The organism is Rhodophyticola sp. CCM32, assembly GCF_004751985.1.
GTDB lineage: Bacteria > Pseudomonadota > Alphaproteobacteria > Rhodobacterales > Rhodobacteraceae > Rhodophyticola.
The window spans coordinates 3,443,473-3,467,226 of sequence record NZ_CP038492.1 but is presented as its reverse complement, the minus strand read 5'-3'; the positions used below and the strand labels follow the sequence as shown (position 1 = coordinate 3,467,226).

At 61.8% G+C, this 23,754-nt stretch carries 19 protein-coding genes and 2 pseudogenes; 9 read left to right on the top strand and 12 right to left on the bottom strand.

Features of this window, described 5'->3' with window-relative positions; all coding sequences use genetic code 11:
* Positions 1-28: 28 nt before the first annotated feature.
* Positions 29-1,354 carry a FliI/YscN family ATPase gene (locus E2K80_RS16910; protein WP_135376065.1) on the top strand — a complete coding sequence of 442 codons (1,326 nt, stop codon included), beginning with the start codon at positions 29-31 and terminating at the stop codon, positions 1,352-1,354.
* A 103-nt stretch (positions 1,355-1,457) separates the two neighbouring features.
* Here the strand turns inward: E2K80_RS16910 and E2K80_RS20125 are convergent.
* Positions 1,458-2,160 (bottom strand): annotated as a pseudogene (locus E2K80_RS20125) (IS6 family transposase).
* A 400-nt stretch (positions 2,161-2,560) separates the two neighbouring features.
* Complete coding sequence (dapA, locus tag E2K80_RS16900; RefSeq protein ID WP_135376064.1) at positions 2,561-3,433, bottom strand: 4-hydroxy-tetrahydrodipicolinate synthase; 873 nt, start codon at positions 3,431-3,433, stop codon at positions 2,561-2,563.
* A 142-nt stretch (positions 3,434-3,575) separates the two neighbouring features.
* On the opposite strand from dapA, the gene E2K80_RS16895 reads away from it, so the two are divergent.
* Positions 3,576-5,510 (top strand): lytic transglycosylase domain-containing protein, encoded by a 1,935-nt coding sequence (locus E2K80_RS16895; protein WP_135376063.1) that lies wholly within the window; start codon positions 3,576-3,578, stop codon positions 5,508-5,510.
* A gap of 20 nt (positions 5,511-5,530) precedes the next feature.
* Here the strand turns inward: E2K80_RS16895 and E2K80_RS16890 are convergent, their stop codons facing one another.
* The 4 genes from E2K80_RS16890 to rpsO all read right to left on the bottom strand — a co-directional run bounded on the left by E2K80_RS16890 (position 5,531) and on the right by rpsO (position 9,808).
* Positions 5,531-6,142 carry a L,D-transpeptidase gene (locus E2K80_RS16890; protein ID WP_135376062.1) on the bottom strand — a complete coding sequence of 204 codons (612 nt, stop codon included), beginning with the start codon at positions 6,140-6,142 and terminating at the stop codon, positions 5,531-5,533.
* A 90-nt stretch (positions 6,143-6,232) separates the two neighbouring features.
* Complete coding sequence (gene aqpZ / locus E2K80_RS16885) at positions 6,233-6,934, bottom strand: aquaporin Z (protein WP_135376061.1); 702 nt, start codon at positions 6,932-6,934, stop codon at positions 6,233-6,235.
* Between the two features lie 298 nt (positions 6,935-7,232).
* Positions 7,233-9,368, bottom strand: a complete 2,136-nt coding sequence (gene pnp, locus E2K80_RS16880) for a polyribonucleotide nucleotidyltransferase (protein WP_135376060.1) — start codon at positions 9,366-9,368, stop codon at positions 7,233-7,235.
* Positions 9,369-9,538: 170 nt separating this feature from the next.
* Positions 9,539-9,808 carry a 30S ribosomal protein S15 gene (gene rpsO, locus E2K80_RS16875; RefSeq protein WP_135376666.1) on the bottom strand — a complete coding sequence of 90 codons (270 nt, stop codon included), beginning with the start codon at positions 9,806-9,808 and terminating at the stop codon, positions 9,539-9,541.
* A gap of 461 nt (positions 9,809-10,269) precedes the next feature.
* On the opposite strand from rpsO, the gene E2K80_RS19840 reads away from it, so the two are divergent.
* Both E2K80_RS19840 and E2K80_RS16865 read left to right on the top strand, forming a co-directional pair.
* The gene (locus E2K80_RS19840) at positions 10,270-11,823 is read left to right on the top strand and encodes a calcium-binding protein (RefSeq protein WP_168193228.1); all 1,554 of its coding nucleotides are present in this window, start codon (positions 10,270-10,272) and stop codon (positions 11,821-11,823) included.
* 225 nt (positions 11,824-12,048) lie between these two features.
* Positions 12,049-13,560 (top strand): calcium-binding protein, encoded by a 1,512-nt coding sequence (locus E2K80_RS16865; RefSeq protein ID WP_135376058.1) that lies wholly within the window; start codon positions 12,049-12,051, stop codon positions 13,558-13,560.
* Positions 13,561-13,579: 19 nt separating this feature from the next.
* Here E2K80_RS16865 and E2K80_RS16860 read toward each other — a convergent pair whose 3' ends face one another.
* From E2K80_RS16860 to rbfA, 5 genes and pseudogenes are all read right to left on the bottom strand, one after another.
* The gene (locus E2K80_RS16860; RefSeq protein ID WP_135376057.1) at positions 13,580-14,476 is read right to left on the bottom strand and encodes an alpha/beta fold hydrolase; all 897 of its coding nucleotides are present in this window, start codon (positions 14,474-14,476) and stop codon (positions 13,580-13,582) included.
* Positions 14,477-14,527: 51 nt separating this feature from the next.
* Positions 14,528-15,040: a DUF1643 domain-containing protein gene (locus tag E2K80_RS16855; RefSeq protein WP_135376056.1), complete on the bottom strand. Its 513-nt coding sequence runs from the start codon at positions 15,038-15,040 to the stop codon at positions 14,528-14,530.
* Positions 15,037-15,939 (bottom strand): tRNA pseudouridine(55) synthase TruB, encoded by a 903-nt coding sequence (gene truB, locus E2K80_RS16850; protein ID WP_135376055.1) that lies wholly within the window; start codon positions 15,937-15,939, stop codon positions 15,037-15,039. The genes E2K80_RS16855 and truB overlap by 4 nt, the downstream gene beginning before the upstream one ends.
* 34 nt (positions 15,940-15,973) lie before the next feature.
* Positions 15,974-16,720, bottom strand: coding sequence for a phosphodiester glycosidase family protein (locus E2K80_RS16845; protein ID WP_135376054.1), 747 nt, complete (start codon positions 16,718-16,720; stop codon positions 15,974-15,976).
* A pseudogene (rbfA, locus tag E2K80_RS16840) lies at positions 16,717-17,120 on the bottom strand (30S ribosome-binding factor RbfA). The gene E2K80_RS16845 and the pseudogene rbfA overlap by 4 nt, the downstream one beginning before the upstream one ends.
* Positions 17,121-17,233: 113 nt before the next feature.
* On the opposite strand from rbfA, the gene dapB reads away from it, so the two are divergent.
* Positions 17,234-18,046 (top strand): 4-hydroxy-tetrahydrodipicolinate reductase, encoded by an 813-nt coding sequence (dapB, locus tag E2K80_RS16835; RefSeq protein ID WP_135376053.1) that lies wholly within the window; start codon positions 17,234-17,236, stop codon positions 18,044-18,046.
* A gap of 223 nt (positions 18,047-18,269) precedes the next feature.
* On the opposite strand, the gene E2K80_RS16830 is transcribed toward dapB, so the two are convergent.
* Entirely contained in the window at positions 18,270-18,461 is a 192-nt protein-coding gene (locus E2K80_RS16830) for a DUF1674 domain-containing protein (RefSeq protein ID WP_135376052.1), read from the bottom strand.
* A 70-nt stretch (positions 18,462-18,531) separates the two neighbouring features.
* Between E2K80_RS16830 and E2K80_RS16825 the strand changes: the two genes are divergently transcribed.
* The 4 genes from E2K80_RS16825 (at position 18,532) to lspA (ending at position 23,708) form a co-directional block, all read left to right on the top strand.
* On the top strand, positions 18,532-19,782 hold the full coding sequence (locus E2K80_RS16825) for an RsmB/NOP family class I SAM-dependent RNA methyltransferase (RefSeq protein WP_135376051.1): 1,251 nt from the start codon (positions 18,532-18,534) through the stop codon (positions 19,780-19,782).
* Between the two features lie 117 nt (positions 19,783-19,899).
* Positions 19,900-21,609 (top strand): heparinase II/III family protein, encoded by a 1,710-nt coding sequence (locus E2K80_RS16820; RefSeq protein WP_238475573.1) that lies wholly within the window; start codon positions 19,900-19,902, stop codon positions 21,607-21,609.
* A 16-nt stretch (positions 21,610-21,625) separates the two neighbouring features.
* Complete coding sequence (gene purH, locus E2K80_RS16815) at positions 21,626-23,215, top strand: bifunctional phosphoribosylaminoimidazolecarboxamide formyltransferase/IMP cyclohydrolase (RefSeq protein ID WP_135376049.1); 1,590 nt, start codon at positions 21,626-21,628, stop codon at positions 23,213-23,215.
* A gap of 19 nt (positions 23,216-23,234) precedes the next feature.
* The gene (gene lspA / locus E2K80_RS16810) at positions 23,235-23,708 is read left to right on the top strand and encodes a signal peptidase II (protein WP_135376048.1); all 474 of its coding nucleotides are present in this window, start codon (positions 23,235-23,237) and stop codon (positions 23,706-23,708) included.
* The last annotated feature ends 46 nt before the right edge of the window (positions 23,709-23,754 follow it).

Genomic DNA, 23,754 nt, shown 5'->3' with positions numbered 1-23,754 from the left:
GTGCCGCCCATGATGCGTGAGGAAACCGATGACCCAGGATGTCTTTGCCCCGCTGGTTGCCCGCATTCAGCAGGTGCAGCCCTGCTATTCCGTGGGCCAGGTGGTTGAAATTTCGGCCAGCGCATTGCGGGTCAGCGGGCTGAACCGGGTCGCGGCCCTTGGCGATGTCGTGGCGCTTGAGGGCGGGCTGAAAGGGGAGATTGTGCGGGTCGAGGCCGCAGGCTGTCTGGTGATGGCCGAGGGCCGCATGGCGGGTCTGCGACTGGGTGCGCGGGTGGGTCATCTGGGTCCGCGCGTGATTGCGCCCGGGGCCCATTGGATCGGCCGGGTTCTGGACCCGGATGGGGCGCCGATTGACGGGCGCCCGCTTTTCCCCGGGTCTGCGCCCCGCCCGCTTCATGCAGCACCGCCGCCGCCCACCGCACGGCGCGGTCTGGGCCAGCGGCTGGATACCGGATTGGCGGTATTCGATACGGTGCTGCCGATTGCACAGGGCCAGCGGATCGGGTTGTTCGCGGGCTCCGGCGTCGGAAAATCGCGGCTTTTGTCACAACTGGCGCGCGGCGTCGGGGCCGATATCGTGGTGATCGGGCTGATCGGAGAACGGGGCCGGGAAGTGCGCGATTTTCTGGAAGATACGCTTGGCCCCGAGGGGTTGGCCCGATCGGTCGTTATCGCCGCCACCTCGGACCGTTCGGCCCTGACCCGCGCCCGGGCCGCCCATACGATGATGACCGTGGCCGAGTATTTCCGGGATCGGGGGGCCCATGTTCTGATGCTGGCCGACAGCATCACAAGGTTTGCCGAGGCCCAGCGCGAGGTCGCCACCGCCACGGGGGAACAGGCCAGCCTGCGCGGCTTCCCCCCCTCGATGGCGCAGCAGATCATGTCGCTGTGTGAACGGGCCGGGCCGGGGGCCGGGGCACAGGGCGACATCACCGCAATCCTGTCGGTTCTGGTGGCCGGGTCGGATATGGAGGAACCGGTTGCCGATATCATGCGCGGGGTGCTGGACGGTCATGTGGTGCTGGATCGCAAGATCGCCGAACGCGGGCGGTATCCTGCGGTTGATCTGCTGCGTTCCGTCTCCCGTTCTCTGCCCGGGGTGGCCAGCGCGGAAGAGAACCGGCTGATCTCCATGGTCCGGCGTTATCTGGGCGCCTATGACAAGACCGAACTGATGTTGCAGGCCGGTTTGTATACCGAAGGCCATGATCTGGTGACCGATGCGGCCGTCAGGCTGTGGCCCGCGCTGGATGCGTTTCTGGCCTCGGACAGCCCGGGCGGCGCGGGTGCGGCTTTTGCCACTTTGCAAACCGTGCTGAACGCCGAAACCCGGCAGGCTGATGCGTGATCTTACCGCCGATGACATGGTGAGCAGGCGCGGTTTTGGGGCCTATAGGGGACTGTTGCATTAATCGGTTGAGGCTGGTCTTGCGTTTTTTGTTTGCAGCGGATTATGCGGCTTCGAACATCTGAGAGATGAACAGGGTCTCTCCCTGAACAGCAGCTTGTTTATGATGAATGTGGCCGCGCTTGATGGTGCGTAAAGTCTCTATCCCGCTCAGGGTTGCTTTCGCCGTTCGCAAGGAACGAAAGTTCTGTCGGTATCCCAATAGTCGCATCATTGCGGCGTGATCGCTTTCGATCAAATTGCTTCGCCACTTTCGGTCAATATGTCGAATGCTGTCGAATGCGGATCATAACGATGGTTGATTTCGCGAATAACGCGCCGATATGCCTGCGCCTTGTCGGTCACGATTGTGACGGGCCGGGGGAGACGGACACGTTCAATCGCTTTGTTCAGAAAGGCCTTGGCGGCTTTTGCATCCCGCCGCGCGGTCTAACCGGAAGTCGACCATCTGGCCGTTTGCGTCAACAGCACGCCAGAGGTAGCGCCACTTTCCACCGACACGGAAGTAAGTCTCATCCACGTGCCAATCTACGCTGGCGCGGCGGAGGTGCTTCTCGGGGCGCTTGGTCAGGGCCGAACTTCTGCACCCAACGGAATACTGTCGATCAATCAACGTCGATGCCACGTTCTGCGAGCAGATCAACCACATCCTGATATGACAGAGGATACCGCAAATACCAACGAACGGCGCAAAGAATGATGTCCCGCGGGAAACGATGATGTTTAAACGGAGATTTGCGCGGCATAACCAACATTATAGCCTTTCGAGTTAACATTGAATCGCTTATTCGCGGCCTCTCCCTTCGGTCGAACGCGAAAGGCGATGATCATGTCTCAATGAAAACTCGAAAGGCTTTAAATGCCAAAACATGACCAAAAGAGCCGTTTAATGCAACAGTCCCGGGTATAGGTGCCGCGCGGGCCATCCGCATGGGCGGGCCGTTGGACAAGCAGGTCACGCTCCCCCCGATCCACCCAATAGAGAAGCTGCACCGCCTGTCCGGTCTCGCGCGCGGCACGGATGTTTCTGGGGCAATTGCCCTGCGACCAGGGGAGCGGATATGCCCGGTAAAGGTCAACCCTGCCGCAACCCGATCCCCCGGATCAAAAGGCAGCGCAATCTCGCCCGCGCGCCGGTCTGTCATCTCAACTGATCAGACCCGCATGGCGCATGGCGTCTTTGATCTGCGCCTTTGTGGCATCCTCCAGCCCCATCAGGGGCAGCCGCACCTCATCGGAACACATGCCCAGAACCGACAGGGCATATTTCGCACCTGATACACCCGGTTCGACGAAAATCGCCTCATGCAGGGGCATCAGACGGTCCTGATAGGTCAGCGCGGTGGCATAATCGCCTTTCGCAATCGCCGCCTGAAACTCTGCACACAGGCGCGGCGCGACATTGGCCGTGACCGAGATACAGCCAACCCCGCCATGGGCGTTGAAGCCAAGCGCGCTGGCATCCTCGGCGGAAAGCTGAATGAAATCCGGGCCGCAGGTTGCGCGTTGCTTGGACACACGTGCGATATCTGCGGTCGCGTCTTTCACCCCCACGATAAAGGGCAGTTTTGCCAGTTCACCCATCGTCTCGGGCGTCATGTCGATGACCGACCGGGGGGGGATGTTATAGATGAAGATCGGCAGCCCGATCTCGTTCAGCGCCGCATAATGCGCAATCAGACCGCGTTGCGTCGGCTTGTTGTAATAGGGCGTGACCACAAGGGCGGCATCGGCGCCAACCTCTTTGGCATGCGCGACAAAGCGGATCGCCTCGGCCGTGTTGTTTGACCCGGCACCTGCAATCACCGGCACCCGGCCATCAGCGGTTTCGACCACCGTGGCGATGACCTGCTCATGCTCCTCATGGCTGAGCGTCGGACTTTCCCCGCTTGTGCCAACGGGCACCAATCCGTTGCTGCCCTCAGTCACATGCCAGTCCACCAGCTTTTTCAGCGTGTCAAAATCCACCGCGCCGTTTGCAAACGGCGTGACCAATGCGGGCAAAGAGCCTTTGAACATCACACGCTTCCTTATCTGGGTTGGGCCGGGATCGGCGAAATCGCGCGGACACTATCCCCACGCGGACGAATTGCCAAGTTCGTGTGTTGCATGATCCCCCGGGCCCCCTATCCTTAATATACTCGCAGTTCGGAGTAACCTTATGCGCGCCTTTTTCCTTGCGACTGTTGTCGCACTCAGCACCCTGCAGGCCAAGGCCAACCCCGACGCGATCGGTGTGGCGCTGGCCGCCATCGGCGCGCAGGATTTTGACCTTGCAGCCCAGGCCGCCGCCCGGATCGAGGATGAAGCCGGGCGCGATGTGGTCACCTGGGCCCGATTGCGCGCGCGCCAGGGGCGCTTTGATGAATATGTCGATTTTCTTGATCGCAACGGGGATTGGCCCGGCCTGCCGCTGCTGCGCGCGCGGGGGGAGCGCAATATCCCCCAGGGCGCCGACCCGGCCACCGTCATGGATTATTTCTCGCCGCAGCCGCCGGAAACCGGAACCGGGTCCTTGCGTCTGGCCGAAGCGCTGAACACGGCGGGCGACACCGGTGCGGCACAGGCCGAGATCATCCGCGCCTGGACAACCATGACCCTGACCACCGGCGAGATCGAGACCATTCTGGCGGAATACGGCCCGATCCTGCGCGATCACCACATCGCCCGGCTTGACAACCTGCTGTGGGAGGGGGAGGAAAACCGCGCCCAACAGATGGAACGTTTTGTTCCCGAAGGCTGGCAGGCCCTGGCCGAGGCGCGGATTGGCCTGCGCGCGCGCAGGGTCGGTGTCGATACACTGGTCGCCGCCGTGCCCGACAATCTGCAATCCGATCCCGGCCTTGCCTATGAACGGATGCTCTGGCGGGTCCGCTCCGGGTTCTGGGATACGGCGGCGGATCTGATGCGCGCCACCAGCACCTCCTCCGAGGCTTTGGGCCGCCCCGCCGCCTGGGGAAACCGCCGTGCATCGCTGGCCCGCGATGTGCTGCGGGAAGGGGATTTCGCAGGTGCCTATAACATCGCGTCCCCCCACCATATTGACCCTGACGATGATTATATACGCTATGCGGATCTGGAATGGATTGCCGGCTATGCCGCCTTGCGGATGGGAGACCCCGAACAGGCCATACGTCATTTCAGCAACTTCCGGGATGTGGTTTTTTCACCGATCAGCATGGGCCGGGCGGGGTATTGGCTGGGCCGCGCCTATGAGGCCGCAGGCGAGAGCGATCAGGCAGCCGAAGCCTATGCCCTTGGGGCGCAGTACCAGTCCAGCTTTTATGGCCAGCTTGCCGCCGAGCGTGGCAACCTGCCCAGCGATCCGCATTTTCTGGCGGATGAGACCTTTGGCGACTGGCGCCAAGCGCCTTTCATGGGTTCCTCTGTCCTGCGTGCGGCGCTGGTGCTCTATGAAGGCGGACAGGTTGATCTGGCAGAGCGGTTTCTGACCCATCTGACCGAAAGCCTGAACCGGAACCAGGCCGGGCAGTTGGGCGATCTTGCCCTTGATCTCGGCAATCCGCATATCGCCCTGATGATCGCCAAACGCGCTGCGCAGCAGGGCTATGAGATCATGCGCGCCTATTACCCGGTCACCGATCTGGCCCGGGCCGACCTTGCAGCGCCGCCCAGCCTGAACCTGTCCATCGCGCGCCGCGAATCCGAATTTGACCCCGGCGTGATCAGCTCGGCCGGGGCCATCGGTCTGATGCAGGTGATGCCGGGCACGGGCCGCGATCAGGCCAATCGCCTGGGGCTTGGTTTCAGCGAGGCCCGGTTGTTGAGCGACCCGGCCTATAATGCCCGCCTCGGGTCAAGCTATCTTGCCGATCTGACCGGGGAATTCGGATCGAACCCGATTTTGCTGGCCGCGGCCTATAATGCCGGGCCAAGCCGGGCCCGCGCCTGGATTGAACGCTTTGGCGATCCGCGCAGCGAGGCGGTTGACGTGATCGACTGGATCGAGGCGATCCCCTTCAGCGAAACCCGCAATTACATCATGCGCGTGACCGAAAGCCTGGCAATCTATGAGGCACAACTGACCGGAAATCTGGCCCCGCCCGCGCTTACCGAGCGGCTGAATATGCGATGAGTTAAGGGGCGCCAGTCAGATCAGACCGGCGCGTGCAGAGTGACGGTGGTGCCCGTAGGAACCCGTGGGTACAGGTCAATCACATGTTCATTGACCATCCGCACACATCCCGATGACGCCGAGGTGCCAATCGACCAGGGCTGCGGCGTGCCATGGATGCGCAGATATGTGTCGCGACTGCCCCGATAAAGATAAAGCGCGCGCGCGCCCAGGGGGCTGTCGGGGCCGCCTGCGACACCATCGGCATATTGGGCATAGATATGCGGCTCCCGCGCGATCATCGCGGCGGTGGGCGTCCAGCCGGGCCATTCCACCTTGCGCCGGATCGTATAGGTGCCGGGGCTTTGCAGGCCCGACCGGCCCACGGCCACGCCATACCGTCGCGCGGTCAACCCGTCTTCATTGATCAGATAGAGATAGCGGGCCACCGGATCCACATGGATATCACCCGGGGTCAGACCGGCGCGCGCCTCGACAATGGTGGGCATGAAACGTTCATTCAAACCCCAGGGGTTTGGGCCCTGGGGTGGCTGGCGTTCAATATCGGCGTCGAAACCAACGGCATCCTGTCCGAAAACGGGTGTGGCGGCCAATGCGGCCCCGGTGATGATGAAATGGCGGCGGGTCAGCATCCTGAAACCTCAATGCTTCGTAAAAAAATATATGCCGTATACTGGCCGGGATCGCCCTTGTCCCGCAACCCCGGCCCGGTCACTTTTCGGTCAGCGTGCCTCTGGCTCCAACACCCCGGATTTAAACAGAAACCCCGCAGCAACCGCGCCGATGACCGGTGCGATGATGAAAAGCCACAGCTGCGCAAGCGCGGTGCCACCGACAAACAACGCCGGGCCGATGGAACGGGCAGGATTGACCGAAACGCCGGTCACCTTGATGCCCACCAGATGGATCACCACAAGGGCCAGACCGATGGCCAGACCGGCAAAACCCTGCGGCGCGGACGGGCCGGTTGCCCCAAGGATCACCACGAGGAAAAGAAAGGTCGCGACAATCTCGAAGATCAGGGCGGCGACAAGAGAGTATTCGCCCAGATACCCGGGGCCCCATCCATTCTGGCCCAGCCCGTTGATGGCCAGATCATACCCCGCGCCCTGCCCGGTCGCGATCAGCATCAGGGTGAAGGCCCCCACCACGCCGCCCGCGATCTGGGCAAGGATATAGGCCGGCGCCTCCCCCGGCGGCATCCGGCCCGCCACTACGGCACCAAGTGTGACCGCAGGGTTGATATGGCAGCCCGATACGGGGCCGATCCCGTAGGCCATGCCAATCAAAGCCAGACCAAAGGCCAGACTGATACCGGTCAGACCAACCCCGGTCATGCCATCAGCGCCTGCGATTACGGCAGCGCCACAGCCCAGAAAGACCAGAGTAAATGTCCCGATAAATTCTGCGATTGGTTTTTTCATATCAACCCCCCCTTTTGAAACGTGATGCGCGACAGGCGTATCAGACTGTCAGATTACGCCATTCCCCCTTTGGAGAAAGGGGAAGTTTATGCAATGCGCATCAAAACCTGCTTTGCCACCGGAATCAGGCTGGATGTGTCACAACCCCCAAGCGCCGGAATTCTCCAGAATTCCGTGTGGAAAACTCGAGTTTTCCACCCAGTGCCGCGTATCAGCTATTCGGAAAGATACTATAGAAAACACCCCGCAGGATACTCTCTTGCGGGGTGTTGGACATGTTCGGGATAAATGGCCGGCCTTAGTCGGCCGCCTCCTCCCTGGCCTGTTCTTCGCCAGTGTCCTGGTTGACCATTTTCATCGCCAGCCTCACCTTGCCGCGATCATCGAAGCCAAGAAGTTTGACCCAGACTTCCTGACCCTCTTTGAGGACGTCGGAAGGGTGGTTCAGACGGCGGTTTTCGATCTGGCTGACATGAACCAGCCCGTCGCGTTTGCCGAAGAAATTCACGAAGGCGCCGAAATCGACGATCTTCACGACCTTGCCTTTGTAGATTTTGCCTTCCTCGGGCTCGGCCACGATGGAATGGATCATCTCATAGGCTTTGGCGATCGAATCCGCATTGGCCGAGGCGATCTTGATGATGCCATCATCGTTGATATCGACCTTGGCACCCGACACCTCGACAATCTCGCGGATGACCTTGCCACCGGACCCGATCACTTCACGGATCTTGTCGGTGGGCACCTGCATCGTCTCAATCCGCGGGGCGTGGGCCGAAAATTCCGACCGGCCTTCGGTCAGGGCATTGGCCATCTCGTTCAGGATATGCATCCGGCCGTCTTTAGCCTGGGCCAGAGCCTTCTCCATGATCTCGGGCGTGATGCCCGCAACCTTGATATCCATCTGCAGGGATGTGATGCCGTTTTCGGTGCCCGCAACCTTGAAATCCATATCGCCCAGGTGGTCTTCATCCCCCAGGATGTCGGTCAGAACCGCGTAAGAGCCATCATCCTCCAGAATCAGACCCATGGCGACACCGGCCACCGGTGATTTCAGCGGCACACCCGCATCCATCATCGACAGCGACCCACCGCAGACGGACGCCATGGAGGAAGAGCCGTTGGATTCAGTGATCTCGGAGACAACGCGGATCGTGTAGGGGAAATCCGTGGGCGCGGGCAGAACGGCCTGCAACGCACGCCAGGCCAGTTTCCCATGCCCGATTTCACGCCGGCCCGGAGGGCCCACACGACCGGCTTCACCGACCGAATAGGGCGGGAAGTTATAATGCAAAAGGAAATTGGACCGGAACGTGCCATGCAGCGCATCGATCATCTGCTCGTCATCGCCGGTGCCCAATGTGGTGACCACCAGGCCTTGTGTCTCCCCCCGGGTGAACAGGGCCGAGCCATGGGTGCGCGGCAGGATGCCGACCTCGGACACGATGGGGCGCACTGTATCCAGCGCACGACCGTCGATACGTTTGCCGGTTTTGACCACATCGCCACGCAGCACAGAGGCTTCAAGCTTTTTCAGGGCAGAGCCAAGATTGGCATCTTCCTGCTGCTCTTCTGTCAAGGCCTCGATGATCGCGGCTTTGGCTTCTGACAGGGCGGTGGTCCGGTCCTGCTTGTCGGTGATCGCATAGGCGGCGCGGATTTTTTCCTCACCTGCGGCTTTCACGGCAGCAGAGAGATCGGAAAAATCCGGTGCCTGGAAGTCAAACGGCTCTTTTGCGGCGTCTTCGGCCAGCGCGATGATCAGGTCGATCACCGGCTGAATCTGCTCATGGGCGAAATTCACCGCGCCAAGCATTTCGGTCTCGGTCAGCTCATAAGCTTCGGATTCGACCATCATCACCGCGTCCTTGGTGCCGGCAACAACAAGGTCCAGACGCTGATCGGGGTTCATGCGCAGCTGATGCATGTCATCAACCGTCGGGTTCAGGATGTATTCGCCATCCTCATAGCCCACGCGGGCACCGGCAATCGGGCCCATGAAGGGCGCGCCCGAAATCGTCAGCGCGGCTGATGCGGCAATCATCGCAACCATATCCGGGTCATTGACCAGATCATGGCTCAGCACGGTGCACATCACCAGCACTTCATGTTTGAAGCCGGGCACGAACAGCGGACGGATCGGCCGGTCGATCAACCGGGCGGTCAGCGTTTCCTTTTCCGTCGGGCGTGCCTCACGCTTGAAAAAACCGCCTGGCACTTTACCGGCGGCATAATATTTTTCCTGATAATGCACGGTCAGCGGGAAGAAATCCTGCCCCGGCTTGGGGGATTTGGCGAAGGTCACATTGGCCATGACGCTGGTTTCACCAAGGGTTGCAATGACCGAGCCATCGGCCTGGCGGGCAACCTTACCCGTTTCGAGTGTCAGCGTTTCTTCGCCCCACTCCATGGATTTTTTTACTTCGTTAAACATTTCTGTTCCTATGTCTGGCCTCGGGCGTATCCCTTTGGCCTGTTTCATACGGGCCGTATGCCCGTGGCCCCGTTTTCGTCTTCATCCGCCACCCGCATGCGGGGCCTGCATGAGGTGGCATCGGATGTGAAAACGCGCCCCATGGGGCGCGCGTCATTCGGGTTGGTCTGTCAGCGGCGCAGGCCCAGACGCTGGATCAGCGACTGATACCGGGCCTCTTCCTTGCCTTTGAGGTAATCCAGCAATTTGCGACGCTGGGCGACCATCATCAACAGCCCGCGGCGGGAGTGATTGTCTTTCTTATGCGTCTTGAAATGCTCGGTCAGCGTGGCAATCCGCGAGCTGAGGATCGCAACCTGCACTTCGGGCGAACCGGTGTCGCCATCCTTGGTTGCGTATTCTTTCATCACGCGGGCTTTTTCTTCGGCAGTGATCGACATCGGGGTCTCCTTGAAGGTTAGGGGAAAAGGAATGGCGCAGGCCGGGATGTCGTCCAGCAAGGCCCGTGGAGATTTCACCGCCCCATCCGGAGCGGATGCGCGCGTATAGGGGGTTTTGCTGCGAAAGGAAAGTGCGAAACCGATCCGCAGCCATCGCCGCGCCATATGATTAACCAAGCCTTTCAAAATTGCCCCAATAGCCCTTTGAATGTGGTAAAGATATCTGGCCTCCTTTCAGATTGTTGAAAGGGCGGGCTGGGATCATGGCCTGGGGTCATGCCTCTCTGCCCCTTTTGCCCGGCTTCGAATGGCCAGGGCACCGTCTGTCCTGCCGGACATCGTCAGAATGACGAAGGCCACGCCACCGTCTGATCTGATCATGTTTGCTGAGTAAGGACCCGAAAATGTTGTTTGCTGCCGGTTTGGTTGCACTGCTCTGTGCAGGATATGCAGCGGGAGAGATGATTACCGGGGATATCAACACCCCCCGTGACGATGATGCGGAAACCGATGGGCCGGAAGATGCGACAACCGGGAAACCGCCGGAGGAGACAGGCGATTTCATCGCTGATTCTGATGAAGACGACACAATACCCGGCCCCGGCGATGACACGCTGAAGGGCGATGCAGAGGATAATCTGCTGGACGGGATGGGCGGCAATGACGATCTGTTTGGCCGCGACGGGAACGATACCCTGACCGGTGGGGCGGGCAATGATGCGCTGGAGGGCGGCAGCGGGGACGATCTTCTGCAGGGTGGCGACGGGATGGACTGGCTGCATGGCGGTGACGGGGCCGACACGCTGGAGGGCGGCGATGGCAGCGACGATCTGATTGTGACTTCGGCCGATCTGGCCAGTGGCGGTGCGGGCAGTGACACTTTCTATACGGTCCATGATGCAGATCAGGACCCGGATCAGCCTGCCCCCGTGATCACCGATTTTCAGCCATCCATCGACCGGCTGGTCCTGGAATTCGACACCGGTCCCAGCACCCTGCCCGACATCACCCTCGACACAGACAGCATGGACGGCAGCACCGTGATCCGGTCCGGCGATGTGGTGATGGCCGTGTTGCGCGACACCACCGGGGTCAGCGCGGATGATATTGATCTGGTCGCCACCGGAACCGATCCAGAGATCATTTCGGGCAATGGTGACGGGGAAGACACGCCAGAGGCCTACACGGGTGACGACCTGCTGGAAGGGGGAACCGGCCATGATCTGATCACCGGTCGTGCAGGCATGGCCAATATTCTGGGCCAGGGGGGTCATGACGCCCTGACCGGCGGCGCAGGGGGTGACCTGATCACCGGCAGCACCGGGAATGATGCGATATTCGGGGATGAGGGGGACGATACGCTTAAGGGCAATGCAGGCCATGATGAGATCTATGGCGATGACGGGGATGACAGGCTTGACGGCGGCACCGGTCATGACTTTCTGGCCGGGGGTGATGGCGCCGATACGTTGAGCGGCGATGACGGTTCCGATCTGCTTTTCGGCGGGGCCGGGGATGATGCCCTGTCTGGCGGGGCGGGCAATGATTATCTGCAAGGCGGGTTTGGCAGCGACACGCTGGAGGGCGGGGCCGGGGATGACCGGCTGGACGGCACCTTTGCCGGCGGCGCGGCTCCATTCGGCCCGTTTGACGAGGATCAGGGGGATATTCTGAATGGCGGCGAGGGCGATGACACGATACTTGCCGGGGCGGGCGATACCGTTACCGGGGGCGATGGCGCCGATCTGCTCAGCTCGGGCGGATATCTGGACGCTGACGACCCTGCCCCTGTTGTCACCGATTTCAACCCGTCCGAGGATGTGATCGAGGTTCTGTATGACCCGGATCAGACCCCGAACCCGGTGATCACAGTGGTGGATTTCACTGATGGGTTTGGGGCCGATATTCTGCTGGATGGCAAGGTGGTTTTACAGGTGTCCGGCGCCCAGGGTCTGGACCCGGCACAGGTAGACCTGCGCCAGATCACGCTTGACGGGACACAAAACCAGACCTGAACCTTTTGACCCGGGATATTACCTTTTATCAGGAAACAGTTCCGAAAGACCGTTTCCCGGTTTTTTGCCAAAACCGTGATTCAGGCCATTAAAATTTTGTTCAATAATGTTAAAAGTGTGGCGAAAGTTTGGAGATGTAGCCAGTTCGATATGTATGTGTGACTCCGCATTCAGACCTTTCTGACATCACGTTCCGGGCTTTCATTGGCATATCGCCAAGCCAGATTGAGTAAATTGTTAAGGAGATTTGCTATGTTTGCTGCCGGAGGAATTATAGCCTTTCTTTTTGCAGGCTACGCAATAAGCGAAGCATTTTCGGATGATGATTCGGCAAGTTCACCCGCTCAGGACGATTCTGATACAAATGGTGACAACACGGATAACGACACTGTAGATGACGGCACCGCCGGGAATTTCATAACCGGCACCCCGGATGATGACGCATTATTCGGCGGCGAAGGGCCCGACACAATTGAAGCCGGTCTCGGCAATGACACGGTTGAAGGCAATGAAGCGGGCGACCAAATTCGTGGCCGTCAGGGGAATGACCTTCTTGTTGGCGGTACGGGCAACGATACCATCTTCGGTGGAACCGATGATGACACGATCATCGGCAATGTGGGTAAAGACTCTCTGCTGGGTGAGGCCGGTGATGATACCATCAAAGGTCTGGCGGGTGATGATACCCTGTTGGGCGGTTTCGGAAACGATAGCCTGCAGGGCGGTATCGGGAATGACCTGCTCAGCGGTGGAAATGCGAACGATTATCTGAAAGGCGAGGCAGGGGATGATACACTGGCTGGCAATGACGGGGACGACACGGTCGATGGCGGCGTCGGCAATGACGAAATGCGCGGCAACGACGGAAATGATGAGTTAAACGGCCGACAAGGCGCTGACCTGATCTTCGGTGACGCAGGCGATGATACCATCTTTGGCGGCTTCGGGAATGACACGATCGAAGGCAATGACGGCGATGACTCCATGCTGGGTGAGGATGGCGCGGATTCCATAAATGGGTTTGCAGGCAATGACACCGTTCTTGGCGGGGCCGGGAATGACAGCTTGTGGGGCGGTGACGATGATGACCTGCTGCGCGGCGGCGGCGCTGACGATCAACTGCAAGGCAATGACGGGAACGATACTCTCAAAGGTGATGACGGCGACGACTCCCTATCTGGCGACATCGGAAATGATGAGTTGGAGGGCGGGATCGGGGATGATTATCTGAACGGGAATGATGGTGATGACACGCTCGAAGGCAATGACGGCGATGACTATCTCATCGGCGGGTTCGGAAGCGACGTTCTTATCGGCGGCGCGGGCGATGATATACTCGACGGCACCTTTGACACCAGCGGCACCAGCTTTGGCCCACTTGATCAAGATACGACCGACACACTTCAGGGTGGCGATGGGAATGATACAATTTTGATTGGGGCCGGGGATATTGCCGAAGGCGGCGATGGCGCTGACCTGTTTGTCAGCGGAACCTATGCTCTGACCTCTGCCGGTGCCGGAACTGTTGATGATTTTGACCCGGCATTTGATTCCATACAGATCGCGTATGATCCCAATGTGTTGACCAACCCGGTGATCACCGTGGTTGATTTCGCAGATGGAACCGGGGCCGATATTCTGTTGGACGGACAGATCGTTCTGAGCGCGACAGGCGCGCAGGGGCTTGATCCGGCAACCGTAACCCTCATTCAATCGGATCTGTCAGGCACATTGTAAGACCTGCCGGTGCCTGCAATCAGGCACCGGTGAAATGCGGCCCCAGGGCGTCAAGGAAGGCCCGGGGTATTTCCTCCATCGCAAAATGGCCGCACCCGGCCACCTCCTGCCCGGTGACATCCGTGGCCCAGTTCTGCCAGATGCCAAGCGGGTCGCCGGTGCGGGCGGGAAACCCTCCTTTGGCCCAGATAAAGCGCAGGGGCGTGGTGATTTTGCGCCCCGCTGCGCGATCCGCCTCGTCCAGCGCCCGGTCAATGGTGGCCCCGGCCCGGTAATCATTGCACATGGCCGCAATCCGCGCCGGATCAGCGGCCTGACGGCGATAACTGGCAAGCGCCTCTGGCGTGAAGGCCGACAGATCACCCGCATGGGTCCAACTGGCCAGTGTCCAGTCCATATAGGCCGGGCCATCGGCTGAAATCATCCGTTCCGGCAGCGGGGCGGGTTGGGCCAGAAAGGTCCAGTGATAGCCTTTCATCGCCAGATCCGCCCCCCAGGAGGCCCAGAAATCGCCCGTAGGCACGATCTCGACAATGCCCAGCCGGTCCACCCGGGCGGGATGGTCAAGCGCAAGCCGATAGGTGACCCGCGCGCCCCGGTCATGACCCAGAATATGGGCGCGCGGCAAGTTCAGCGCATCCATCAGGCCGATAATATCCAGCGCCATCTCACGTTTGGAATAAGCCCTGTTCTCAGGGTCATTGGCGGGGATATCGCTGTCACCATAGCCGCGCAGATCGGGGATGATGACGTGCAAACCTTCGGCCAGTACGGGGGCGATTTTCACCCAGGTCATATGGGTTTGCGGATACCCGTGCAGCAGGATCAACGGGGTGCCCTGCCCCGCCTGATGCACCGACAGGCGGGTGCCATTGGTGGCGATCATCGACTGCGTAAAACCTGGAATAGCGGACATCGGCGCACCTTTTCCGTTCCCGCGCAAACCTGCCGCGCGATGTGGCAAAGGTCAATCGGCGGGCCAGATCACCGGCTGCACCGCATAGCCGATATAAAGCGGGTGTTTCGGGTGCCCGTGTTTGGACAGGCCCAGATGATAAAGCGGCGTGCCCGTGGCTCTCAGCAGCGCCTCAACCCCGAGGCCCCGGTTCAGATGCACGCCATGGGTGCCCCAGGCGGCAATGGTCTGGTCCGCCCAGGGAAGGCTGTTGATGATCGCGGCATCATTGCCCGGCCCCACGGGGTCAGCCGCAGCACGCATCGCCTTTGGGTCCGTATCGCGCCAGGCGAAGATATTGAGCACCCGGAACGCGCCGAAGCCAAGCGCCCGGGCGCGCCGTTCGCAGCGTTCCACCGTCGGGTCATTCTGGGTTTCGGTCGCGGTGGAGGGGTTCAGCATGATGAAAAGCGCTTTCCGCCCCGCAGGCTGCCACACGCGGGTCAGGGAATAGCGATAGCGTTCGCAATCGGAATAGACCGCGACACTGTCCGCATCGCCCTTCTGAAAGCTGCGGGTGATCACAGGTTGAACACCCGGCTTGGGTGCAGGGTGCCGCCGCGATAGACGCCAACGGCGACGGGTTTGCCGTTATGGGCGGCCCAGCATTCCTCGCCATATTCGGCGGCGGTGATGACCTCTCCGGGATTGCCGTTTTTCAGACGCGCCGCGCCCGGATCCGTGCAGATCAGTTGTGGCAGATCGGCAAGCCCCGTCTCCATCGGCAGAAGCAGCGTATCGATATCAGGGGTGCGGGCGAGGGTTTCGATCTGCGCGAAACTGGCGCCCTCCTCCACATCGAACGGACCGGACCAGATGCGGCGAAGCTGGCACACATGGGCATGGCACCCCAGCATCTCACCCAGATCCCGGGCGATGGCACGGACATACCCGCCCTTGCCGCAGATCAGTTCCAGCTCTGCATGATCCGGGTCGGGACGGTTGAGCAGTTTCAGGCCATCCACGTAAAGCGGACGGGCCGCAAGGTCGAGGTCTTCGCCGTCACGCGCCAGTTTATAGGCGCGTTCCCCGTCGATCTTGACTGCGGAATATTGCGGCGGCACCTGCTGGATATCGCCTTCGAACCCGGGCAATGCGGCGGTGATCTGGTCATCGCCGGGGCGCAGACCGCTTTCCGCGATCACCGCGCCTTCCGCGTCGTCGGTATTGGTGGCCTGCCCGAACCGAATGGTGAAATGATAGGCTTTCAGCGCATCGGTGACGTAAGGCACGGTCTTGGTGGCCTCCCCCAATGCGATGGCCAGCACCCCGGTCGCATCAGGGTCAAGCGTGCCCGCATGGCCCGCTTTCTTCGCCTCAAACGCCCATTTCACCTTGTTCACAACAGCCGTGGAGGTCAGCCCGGCGGGTTTATCCACCACCAGCCAACCCGAAATATCCCGCCCTTTGCGTGTGCGTGCCATGGTCTTGCCTATCCGTCGCGTGAAGGCCGGTCTGCTACCCGTCTGCGGCGGTATCGTCAACAACCGTGCCAAGGATCGGACCGATCGGAAACCCCAGATCTGCGCGGCCTGCCCCGGGCGCGTAAAGGCGGGACACGCTGCCATCGAAAAACAGCGCATTGGGCAGGCCAAGCGCGTCACGGAACAGGCGGGCAAAATGGTGGAAATTCACCTTCTGGTCCGAGATTGCCATGACCACACGCGTGCCGATCGCATCGACACCCACACCGTTGCGGATATTCAGACTGTCGCTGTCTTCCAGAAACCGCGGGTGAAGCGCGCCATCAATCACCAGCATCGGCCCCGATTGGCTGGCATAGCGACAATCCGGCGGATTGGCGGCATAGCTGCGGCTTTCGATGATCTGTGCGTGATCGTCGCCAAGGCAGAACACACCATTGGGCAGAAGGCCAAAATTGCCCGGCCCGTCCGAAGTGATGACCCGCATCTCTTCCACGCCGTCCTCGATATAAAGGCCGACAGGCGCGCGATTGTCATGGAACATGCCCGCATTCATCGCCACGCCCAGATGCTGCCCATCGGGCAGGCTTTGATCGACGCGGCTGAATGAACCATAGATACGGCCCTGATCATCACGCAGGAACAGGCGGATATCATCGCGGGCCGCGTTCATCTCGCAAACTGTGAAACGGGCGCCGTCAAACGGCATCTGGGTACAACCGGCCATCGCCGGGGCGGCAAGACAGGCTGCAAAAGCCGCCACAGCGGCAAGGCGGATCATTCCGCTTCCCCCTCCAGATCCCGGCGGACCTTGTCCTGCGCGAACAGGCGGCGGCTTTCATCCATCCGGTCAAACGTGTCATCAATGACAAATCGCAGATCGGGGGCGTATTTCAGCGTCATCTCGCGGCCCAGCGCCCGGCGCAGTTCGGATTTGTTGCGCTTCAGCGCCCCGATCGCCTCTTCGCGGTTGTCACCCCCAGCGGCATCACATAGACCGTTGCGATTTTCAGATCCGGCGATGCCCGCACCTCCCCCACGGTGATCGACATCGCGTTCAGCTCCGGGTCGTGCACATCGCCCTGGTTCAGCAGATCGGCCAGCGTGCGGCGGATCAATTCGCCCACCCGCAATTGCCGCTGCGACGGGCCAGGGCCGTCATGGAATTTGTTCTTTGCCATTGGATGTGTCCTCTACCCCTAGCATGTATGGGATCACCCCCGCGCTCGCAAGCAAGCGCTTTGCGAAACAGCGGCCCATCGGCTACATCGGGCGAAACCCCGGAGGGATGGATATGACGGATAGCGTTGGGATTGCGGTGATGGGCGGCTCTGGCCGGATGGGTCAGATGCTGATTGAAACCATCAGTGCCAGCGACAAGGCGCATCTTGTCGGCGTGACAGAACGCAGTGGCCACCCATGGGTTGGTCAGGATCTGGGCGAAGCGATGGGGGGCCGGCGCACGGGCGTGCCGGTCTTCGATGATCCGCTTGAAGTGATCGTAAAGGCGCAGGCGGTGATTGATTTCACCTCGCCCGATGCGACCGTCGATCACGCGCTTCTGACCGCCCAGGCGCGCAGCGTGCATGTCATCGGCACCACCGGGTTTGACCCCGCGCATCTGGAAAAGATCGCCGCCGCCGCGCGCCATGCCACGGTCATCCGGGCGGGCAATATGAGCCTGGGGGTGAACCTGCTGGTGCAACTGACCCGGCAGGTCGCGGCCGCGCTGGATGAAGAATTCGATATCGAGGTGATCGAGGCGCATCACGGGCAGAAGGTCGATGCCCCCTCCGGCACGGCGCTGATGCTGGGCGAGGCGGCGGCCGAGGGGCGTGCCGTGGCGCTGGAGGATGTGGCGGATCGGGGCCGCGACGGGATCACCGGCGCGCGCGAGACCGGGCAGATCGGGTTTTCGGCCGTTCGCGGCGGCGATATCGTGGGGGAACATGACGTGCTGTTTGCAGGGCCGGGCGAACGGGTGGTTTTGCGCCATATGGCCACGGATCGGCGGATTTTTGCGCGCGGGGCGCTGAAGGCCGCGCTCTGGGGGCAGGGCAAGGGGCCGGGTGAATTTTCCATGCTGAATGTGCTGGGGCTGGGGTGATCCGGCGCTGCAGTGCCGGGGCATTTGCATCATACGATCTGACACCATCCCGGGCGCTGCAGCCACACCCCGGGACCGGTCGCAGGGCATCTGCCGACGGTGGCTGATGGCCGTAAATCTCCCGGCACGGTTACAGATGGCAGGGCAGTAATTTAAGTGCTTCCGGGCTGCAAAGTATCGACCGGACCGGGTGGGCGCAAAACACCCCACCTACGGTCCGGGTTCAGAAATCGACTGCCAGACCTTTCTTTTCCCAATCGCCATAGCGCACCGGCTCGGGCCCGTCGCGCCCACCCAGTTCCGTGGGCAACACCACCTCGCCTGCGGCCTTGCGCCGGGCCTCGGCCTCAGCCAGCGCGCGTTTGGCGGCGGGGGGCAGTTCGGGTGTTTCGTCTGGTATCGTTACGTCAATCATTTTCGACGCTCCTTGTCCCGGCTATCTCTGTGATATACCTTCACAGGTCGGCAGAGCAAGAGGTACACCGATGGCAGAACAGGGTCTGGAAGCACGCCGCGCCACATTGGACGCGCTTTATGCGGTGCTGTGGGAAAAGCGCCAGTTGTCCAATGTCTTCCACAACCATCTACCCCCTGCCGACGCCGCCCGCGCCAAACGCCTGACCGCCGAGGTGCTGCGCCATCTGGGCCGGCTGGACGCGGTTCTGCGCCCCCATGTGCCCCGGCGGCCCAATATTGCGGTGCAGAACATTCTGCGACTTGGGGCCTATGAAATGCTGGCCGATGGCGGCAGCCCCCATGGGGTGGTCGACAGCGCCGTGACACTGGCCAAGCGACACCCGCGCACGGCACGCGCCTCGGGCCTGGTGAACGCGGTTTTGCGGCATGTGGCCGAGGGCGATCTGACAAACTGGATGGCGGCCCCGATCCATCGCCTGCCCGTCTGGCTGCGCAAACCCCTTGGCAAGGCCTATGGGCATGAGGCCGTGCTGGCGATCGAAGCGGCCCACCGCGCCGGTGCGCCGATTGATCTGACCCCCAAGAACCCGGGCGTAAATGTGCCCGGCACCGAGACCCTGCCCACGGGCAGTTTGCGGACCAGCCAGGGCCAGGTGTCGGCGCTGCCGGGATATGACGCAGGCGACTGGTGGGTTCAGGATGCCGCCTCAGCCCTTCCCGTGCGGCTGTTCGGGGATGTGCAAGACCTGTCGGTGCTGGACCTCTGCGCCGCGCCCGGTGGCAAAAGCCTGCAACTGGCTGCGGGCGGGGCCGAGGTGGTGGCGCTGGACCAGTCCGAGGAGCGCATGGTGCGCCTGACCCAGAATCTGGCGCGCACCGGGCTGCATGTCGACCGGGTGATCGCCGATGCCCTGACATGGGATGGCGGGCCGTTTGACGCGGTGCTGCTGGATGCGCCTTGTTCGGCCAGCGGCACGATCCGGCGCCACCCTGATCTGCCTTTCGTGAAAACCGCCGCGATCGTCGAAACCCTGACCAAGCTGCAAATGCAGTTGATCGACAAGGCCCTTACATTCCTGAAACCCGGCGGTCGGCTGGTCTATTGCACCTGTTCCCTGTTGCCCAATGAGGGGGAGAACCAGGTGAAAGCCGCCCTGAAACGCCATCAGGGCCTTGAGATCATTCCTGTTGATCCCGTGACACTTGGCGGCGATGCGGATTGGTCAAGCCCGGAAGGCGGTTTGCGCCTGCGCCCGGATTTCTGGGCGGATCGCGGCGGGATGGACGGGTTTTACATGGCGCTTTTGCAAAGGCGGTGACTCTGGCGGTCGGCGCCGCTATCCTGACCGCAAAACAGGCAGAGCAGTACACGCCCGAACATGTCAGACCCCCAGTCTCCCGCCCCTTTTGCCCTTGGGGAACGCCCCGGACGTAGGATGCGGATGCAGAACCGGCTGGCCGCGTGGCGCGCGGGGCTGGGCCAGGTGGCGCGCGGTTTTGTCTCGCAACCCGAACCGCGCACCATCGGCAGCGACGCGCGCGGGCGGCAGTTGATGGCGGGCAATCTGATGTTTGCGGGCGTGCTGATCGAGGCGCCGGAAACCAGCCTCTGGGCCCTGACAGCCCCCACGGATGCGTTCGAGGATGAACTGCACGGCTTTGAATGGCTGGACCATCTGGCCGCTGTTGCCGATGGCAGCGGGCGGCCCGTGGCGCAAACCTGGCTGTCAGATTGGCTGACCCGGTTCGGGCACGGGTCCGGGCCGGGCTGGACCCCGGATCTGACCGGGCGGCGACAGATCCGCTGGATCAACCACGCCCTGTTCCTGATGAGCGCACAGGACCGGCTGGTCGGGCGTCAATTTTACGCGACACTGGGGCGGCAGACCGAATTTCTCGCCCGGCGCTGGAAGGCCAGCTCTCACGGGTTGCCCCGGTTCGAGGCTTTGACCGGGTTGATTTATTCGGCCTGTTCGCTGACCGGAATGGAGCGGCACCTGACCCCGGCCCTGCGCGCCCTGGCACAGGAATGTTCGCGCGAGATTGACGCCTCGGGCGGGATCGTGACCCGCAACCCCGAAGAATTGCTGGAGGTTTTCACCCTGCTGACCTGGGTTTCAGCGATCCTGCACGAAACCGGCAAACGGCCTGACCCGGCGGTGGATACGGCGATCATGCGCATCGCCCCCACCCTGCGCAGCCTGCGGCATTCCGATGGCGGGCTGGCCCGGTTTCATGGTGGCGGGCGCGGGGCGGTCGGGCGGCTGGACCATGCGCTGGCGCAATCCGGCGTGCGGCCCGGCACGATGACCGGGCTGGCCATGGGCTATGCAAGACTGCAGGGCGCGCGGGTGTCGGTTGTGACCGATGCGGCGGCCCCGATGAAAGGCATCCGCGCCTTCAACGCCCATGCGGGCACATTGGCATTCGAGATGACATCGGGCCGCCGCCCGGTGATCGTGAATTGCGGGTCGGGGGCAAGTTTCGGCGCTGACTGGCGGCGGGCGGGCCGGGCCACGCCCTCGCATTCGACCCTGTCGATCGAGGGGTATTCCTCCTCCCGCCTTGGCAGCCGCGCGGCCGATCACGGGGTGGTGCGCCAAAGCCTGATCGAGGGGCCGAAACTGGTCGAGGTGCAGCAGTCGCAAAGCGGCGGGGCGCAGGCCCTAGCGCTTAGCCATGACGGCTATCGCAAGACCCATGGTCTGCTGCATCTGCGCAGCCTGTCGCTGGAAGAGGATGGCCGGCTGCTGCGCGGTGAAGACGGTCTGGCCGCAATGACGGAAAGCGACCGCGATGTGCTGGACCGGGTGATGTCGCGGCTAAGCCCCGATGGGCTGGGCTATGCGGTTCGGTTTCATCTGCACCCCGATGTGCAGCCCAAGCTGGATATGGGCGGCAATGCCATCTCTCTGAGCCTCAGAGGCGGGGAAACCTGGGTGTTTCGCCATGGCGGCGAAGGCAATATGCGGCTGGAGCAGTCGGTTTATCTGGAAACCGGCCGCCTGAAGCCACGCGCGACAAAACAGATCGTTCTATCCGCGCGGCTTACGGATTATGGCAGCGCGGTAAGCTGGAGTCTGGCCAAACCCACCGATGCCCCGCGCGGGCATCGGGATTATGAGGCAGACGGGCACTGGCAGTGACAAAGATGGAGCAATCATGACCAAGCTTATTCCCCTGCGCCGGGCGCTGATTTCCGTGTCTGACAAGACGGGCCTGGAGGATCTGGGCCGGGCACTGGCCGCAGGCGGGGTTGAATTGCTGTCAACCGGTGGCACCGCCCGCGCCCTGCGCGATGCGGGGCTTGCGGTGACCGATGTGGCCGAGATCACCGGCTTTCCCGAGATGATGGACGGGCGGGTCAAAACCCTGCACCCGAATGTGCATGGCGGGCTTCTGGCCCTGCGCGATGACCCCGGCCATCTGGCCGCGATGGAGGCACATGGCATTGGCGCCATCGACCTGCTTGTGGTGAACCTTTACCCGTTCGAAGACACCGTGGCCAAGGGCGCGACCTATGAGGAGTGTGTGGAAAACATTGATATCGGCGGCCCGGCAATGATCCGCGCGGCGGCCAAGAACCATGGATTTGTGACCGTTGTGGTCGATACAGAGGATTATACCCCGCTTCTGGCGGAATTGCAGGAGCATGACGGGGCCACCCCGCTGGCGTTCCGGCAGATGATGGCACAGAAAGCCTATGCCCGGACTGCGGCCTATGATGCGGCCGTGTCTACCTGGATGGCGGGTGCGGTCGGCAATGCCACCCCTTATCGCCGCGCCTTTGCCGGCACCCTGGCACAACCGATGCGCTATGGCGAAAACCCCCATCAGGAGGCCGCGTTCTATACCGATGGCAGCGACCGGCCCGGTGTCGCAACCGCGATGCAGCATCAGGGCAAGGCGCTCAGCTATAACAACATCAACGATACGGATGCGGCGTTTGAGCTGGTGGCGGAGTTCGACCCCGCCGATGGCCCCGCCTGCGCGATCATCAAACATGCCAATCCCTGCGGCGTGGCGCGGGGCGCAACCCTGGCCGAGGCCTATGCCCGCGCCTTCGATTGCGACCGGACCAGCGCCTTTGGCGGGATCATCGCACTGAACCAGCCGCTGGATGCGGAAACAGCCGAGGCGATCACCGGCATTCTGACCGAAGTGGTGATTGCGCCGGGGGCCGATGCCGCCGCGCAGGAGGTGTTTGCGGTCAAGAAAAACCTGCGGCTTCTGACCACCGGGGGGCTGCCCGACCCGCATGCTGCCTCTCTCGGCTATCGGCAGGTCGCGGGCGGGTTTCTTGTGCAGGACAAGGACAATGGCCATATCATGCCCGATGACCTGCGCGTTGTTACCAAACGCGCGCCGGAACCCGATGAACTGGCCGATCTGCTTTTTGCCTGGAAGGTGGCGAAACACGTGAAATCGAATGCGATTGTCTATGCAAAGGATCTGGCGACCGTGGGGGTGGGCGCCGGGCAGATGAGCCGGGTGGATTCAAGCCGCATCGCGGCGCGCAAGGCCCGGGACATGGCGGATATCCTTGCGCTTGGCGAAAGCCCGGCGGTTGGCGCGGTGCTGGCCTCGGATGCGTTTTTTCCCTTTGCCGACGGGTTGCTTGCCGCCGCCGAGGCCGGGGCGCGCGCGGTGATCCAGCCCGGCGGCTCGATGCGCGATGCCGAGGTGATTGCCGCTGCGGATGAGGCCGGGCTTGCCATGGTCTTTACCGGCATGCGCCATTTCCGGCACTGAACAGCGGAGTTTGCCCCGGATGCGTCTTGTCTTGATTTCAGCTGCTTTCTGGTTCCTTGCGGACCAGTTGAGCAAATGGCTGGTGGTGCATTGGATGCGGCTGGATGAGATCGGTCATATCGCGGTCTGGCCGCCCTTTCTGAACTTTCACATGGGCTGGAACACGGGCATCAATTTCGGCCTGTTCTCGAACGCGGCGGACATCATGCGATGGGTGTTGATCATCCTCGCGGTCGTCATCGCCGCCTGGGTGTTATGGTGGGCCAGAACCGGGCTGACCCGGCCGATTGCGCGGATTGCGGCAGGCGCGATTGTGGGCGGGGCCATGGGCAACGCGCTGGACCGGCTGATTTATGGCGCCGTGGCTGATTTTCTGAACATGTCCTGTTGTGGGATTTCGAACCCGTTTGCGTTCAATATCGCCGATATCGGCATATTTGCAGGTGCGTTTGGCTTGCTCATCTTCACGGATCATAAGAAGATCACCCCGTGACGCCGGTGGTCCGATCAGCTACACCCGGCGCGAAGGAGAAGGCAAT

Bases quoted from the DNA above. Each gene is read 5' to 3' on its own strand.
- E2K80_RS16890 (WP_135376062.1), bottom strand. From the start codon at position 6,142: ATGCTGACCCGCCGCCATTTCATCATCACCGGGGCCGCATTGGCCGCC.
- pnp (WP_135376060.1), bottom strand. From the start codon at position 9,368: ATGTTTAACGAAGTAAAAAAATCCATGGAGTGGGGCGAAGAAACGCTG.
- E2K80_RS16825 (WP_135376051.1), top strand. From the start codon at position 18,532: ATGGCAGAACAGGGTCTGGAAGCACGCCGCGCCACATTGGACGCGCTT.
- E2K80_RS16845 (WP_135376054.1), bottom strand. From the start codon at position 16,720: ATGATCCGCCTTGCCGCTGTGGCGGCTTTTGCAGCCTGTCTTGCCGCC.
- truB (WP_135376055.1), bottom strand. From the start codon at position 15,939: ATGGCACGCACACGCAAAGGGCGGGATATTTCGGGTTGGCTGGTGGTG.
- E2K80_RS16895 (WP_135376063.1), top strand. From the start codon at position 3,576: ATGCGCGCCTTTTTCCTTGCGACTGTTGTCGCACTCAGCACCCTGCAG.
- purH (WP_135376049.1), top strand. From the start codon at position 21,626: ATGACCAAGCTTATTCCCCTGCGCCGGGCGCTGATTTCCGTGTCTGAC.
- dapA (WP_135376064.1), bottom strand. From the start codon at position 3,433: ATGTTCAAAGGCTCTTTGCCCGCATTGGTCACGCCGTTTGCAAACGGC.
- dapB (WP_135376053.1), top strand. From the start codon at position 17,234: ATGACGGATAGCGTTGGGATTGCGGTGATGGGCGGCTCTGGCCGGATG.
- E2K80_RS16820 (WP_238475573.1), top strand. From the start codon at position 19,900: ATGCGGATGCAGAACCGGCTGGCCGCGTGGCGCGCGGGGCTGGGCCAG.
- lspA (WP_135376048.1), top strand. From the start codon at position 23,235: ATGCGTCTTGTCTTGATTTCAGCTGCTTTCTGGTTCCTTGCGGACCAG.
- aqpZ (WP_135376061.1), bottom strand. From the start codon at position 6,934: ATGAAAAAACCAATCGCAGAATTTATCGGGACATTTACTCTGGTCTTT.
- E2K80_RS19840 (WP_168193228.1), top strand. From the start codon at position 10,270: ATGATTACCGGGGATATCAACACCCCCCGTGACGATGATGCGGAAACC.
- E2K80_RS16830 (WP_135376052.1), bottom strand. From the start codon at position 18,461: ATGATTGACGTAACGATACCAGACGAAACACCCGAACTGCCCCCCGCC.
- E2K80_RS16910 (WP_135376065.1), top strand. From the start codon at position 29: ATGACCCAGGATGTCTTTGCCCCGCTGGTTGCCCGCATTCAGCAGGTG.
- rpsO (WP_135376666.1), bottom strand. From the start codon at position 9,808: ATGTCGATCACTGCCGAAGAAAAAGCCCGCGTGATGAAAGAATACGCA.
- E2K80_RS16860 (WP_135376057.1), bottom strand. From the start codon at position 14,476: ATGTCCGCTATTCCAGGTTTTACGCAGTCGATGATCGCCACCAATGGC.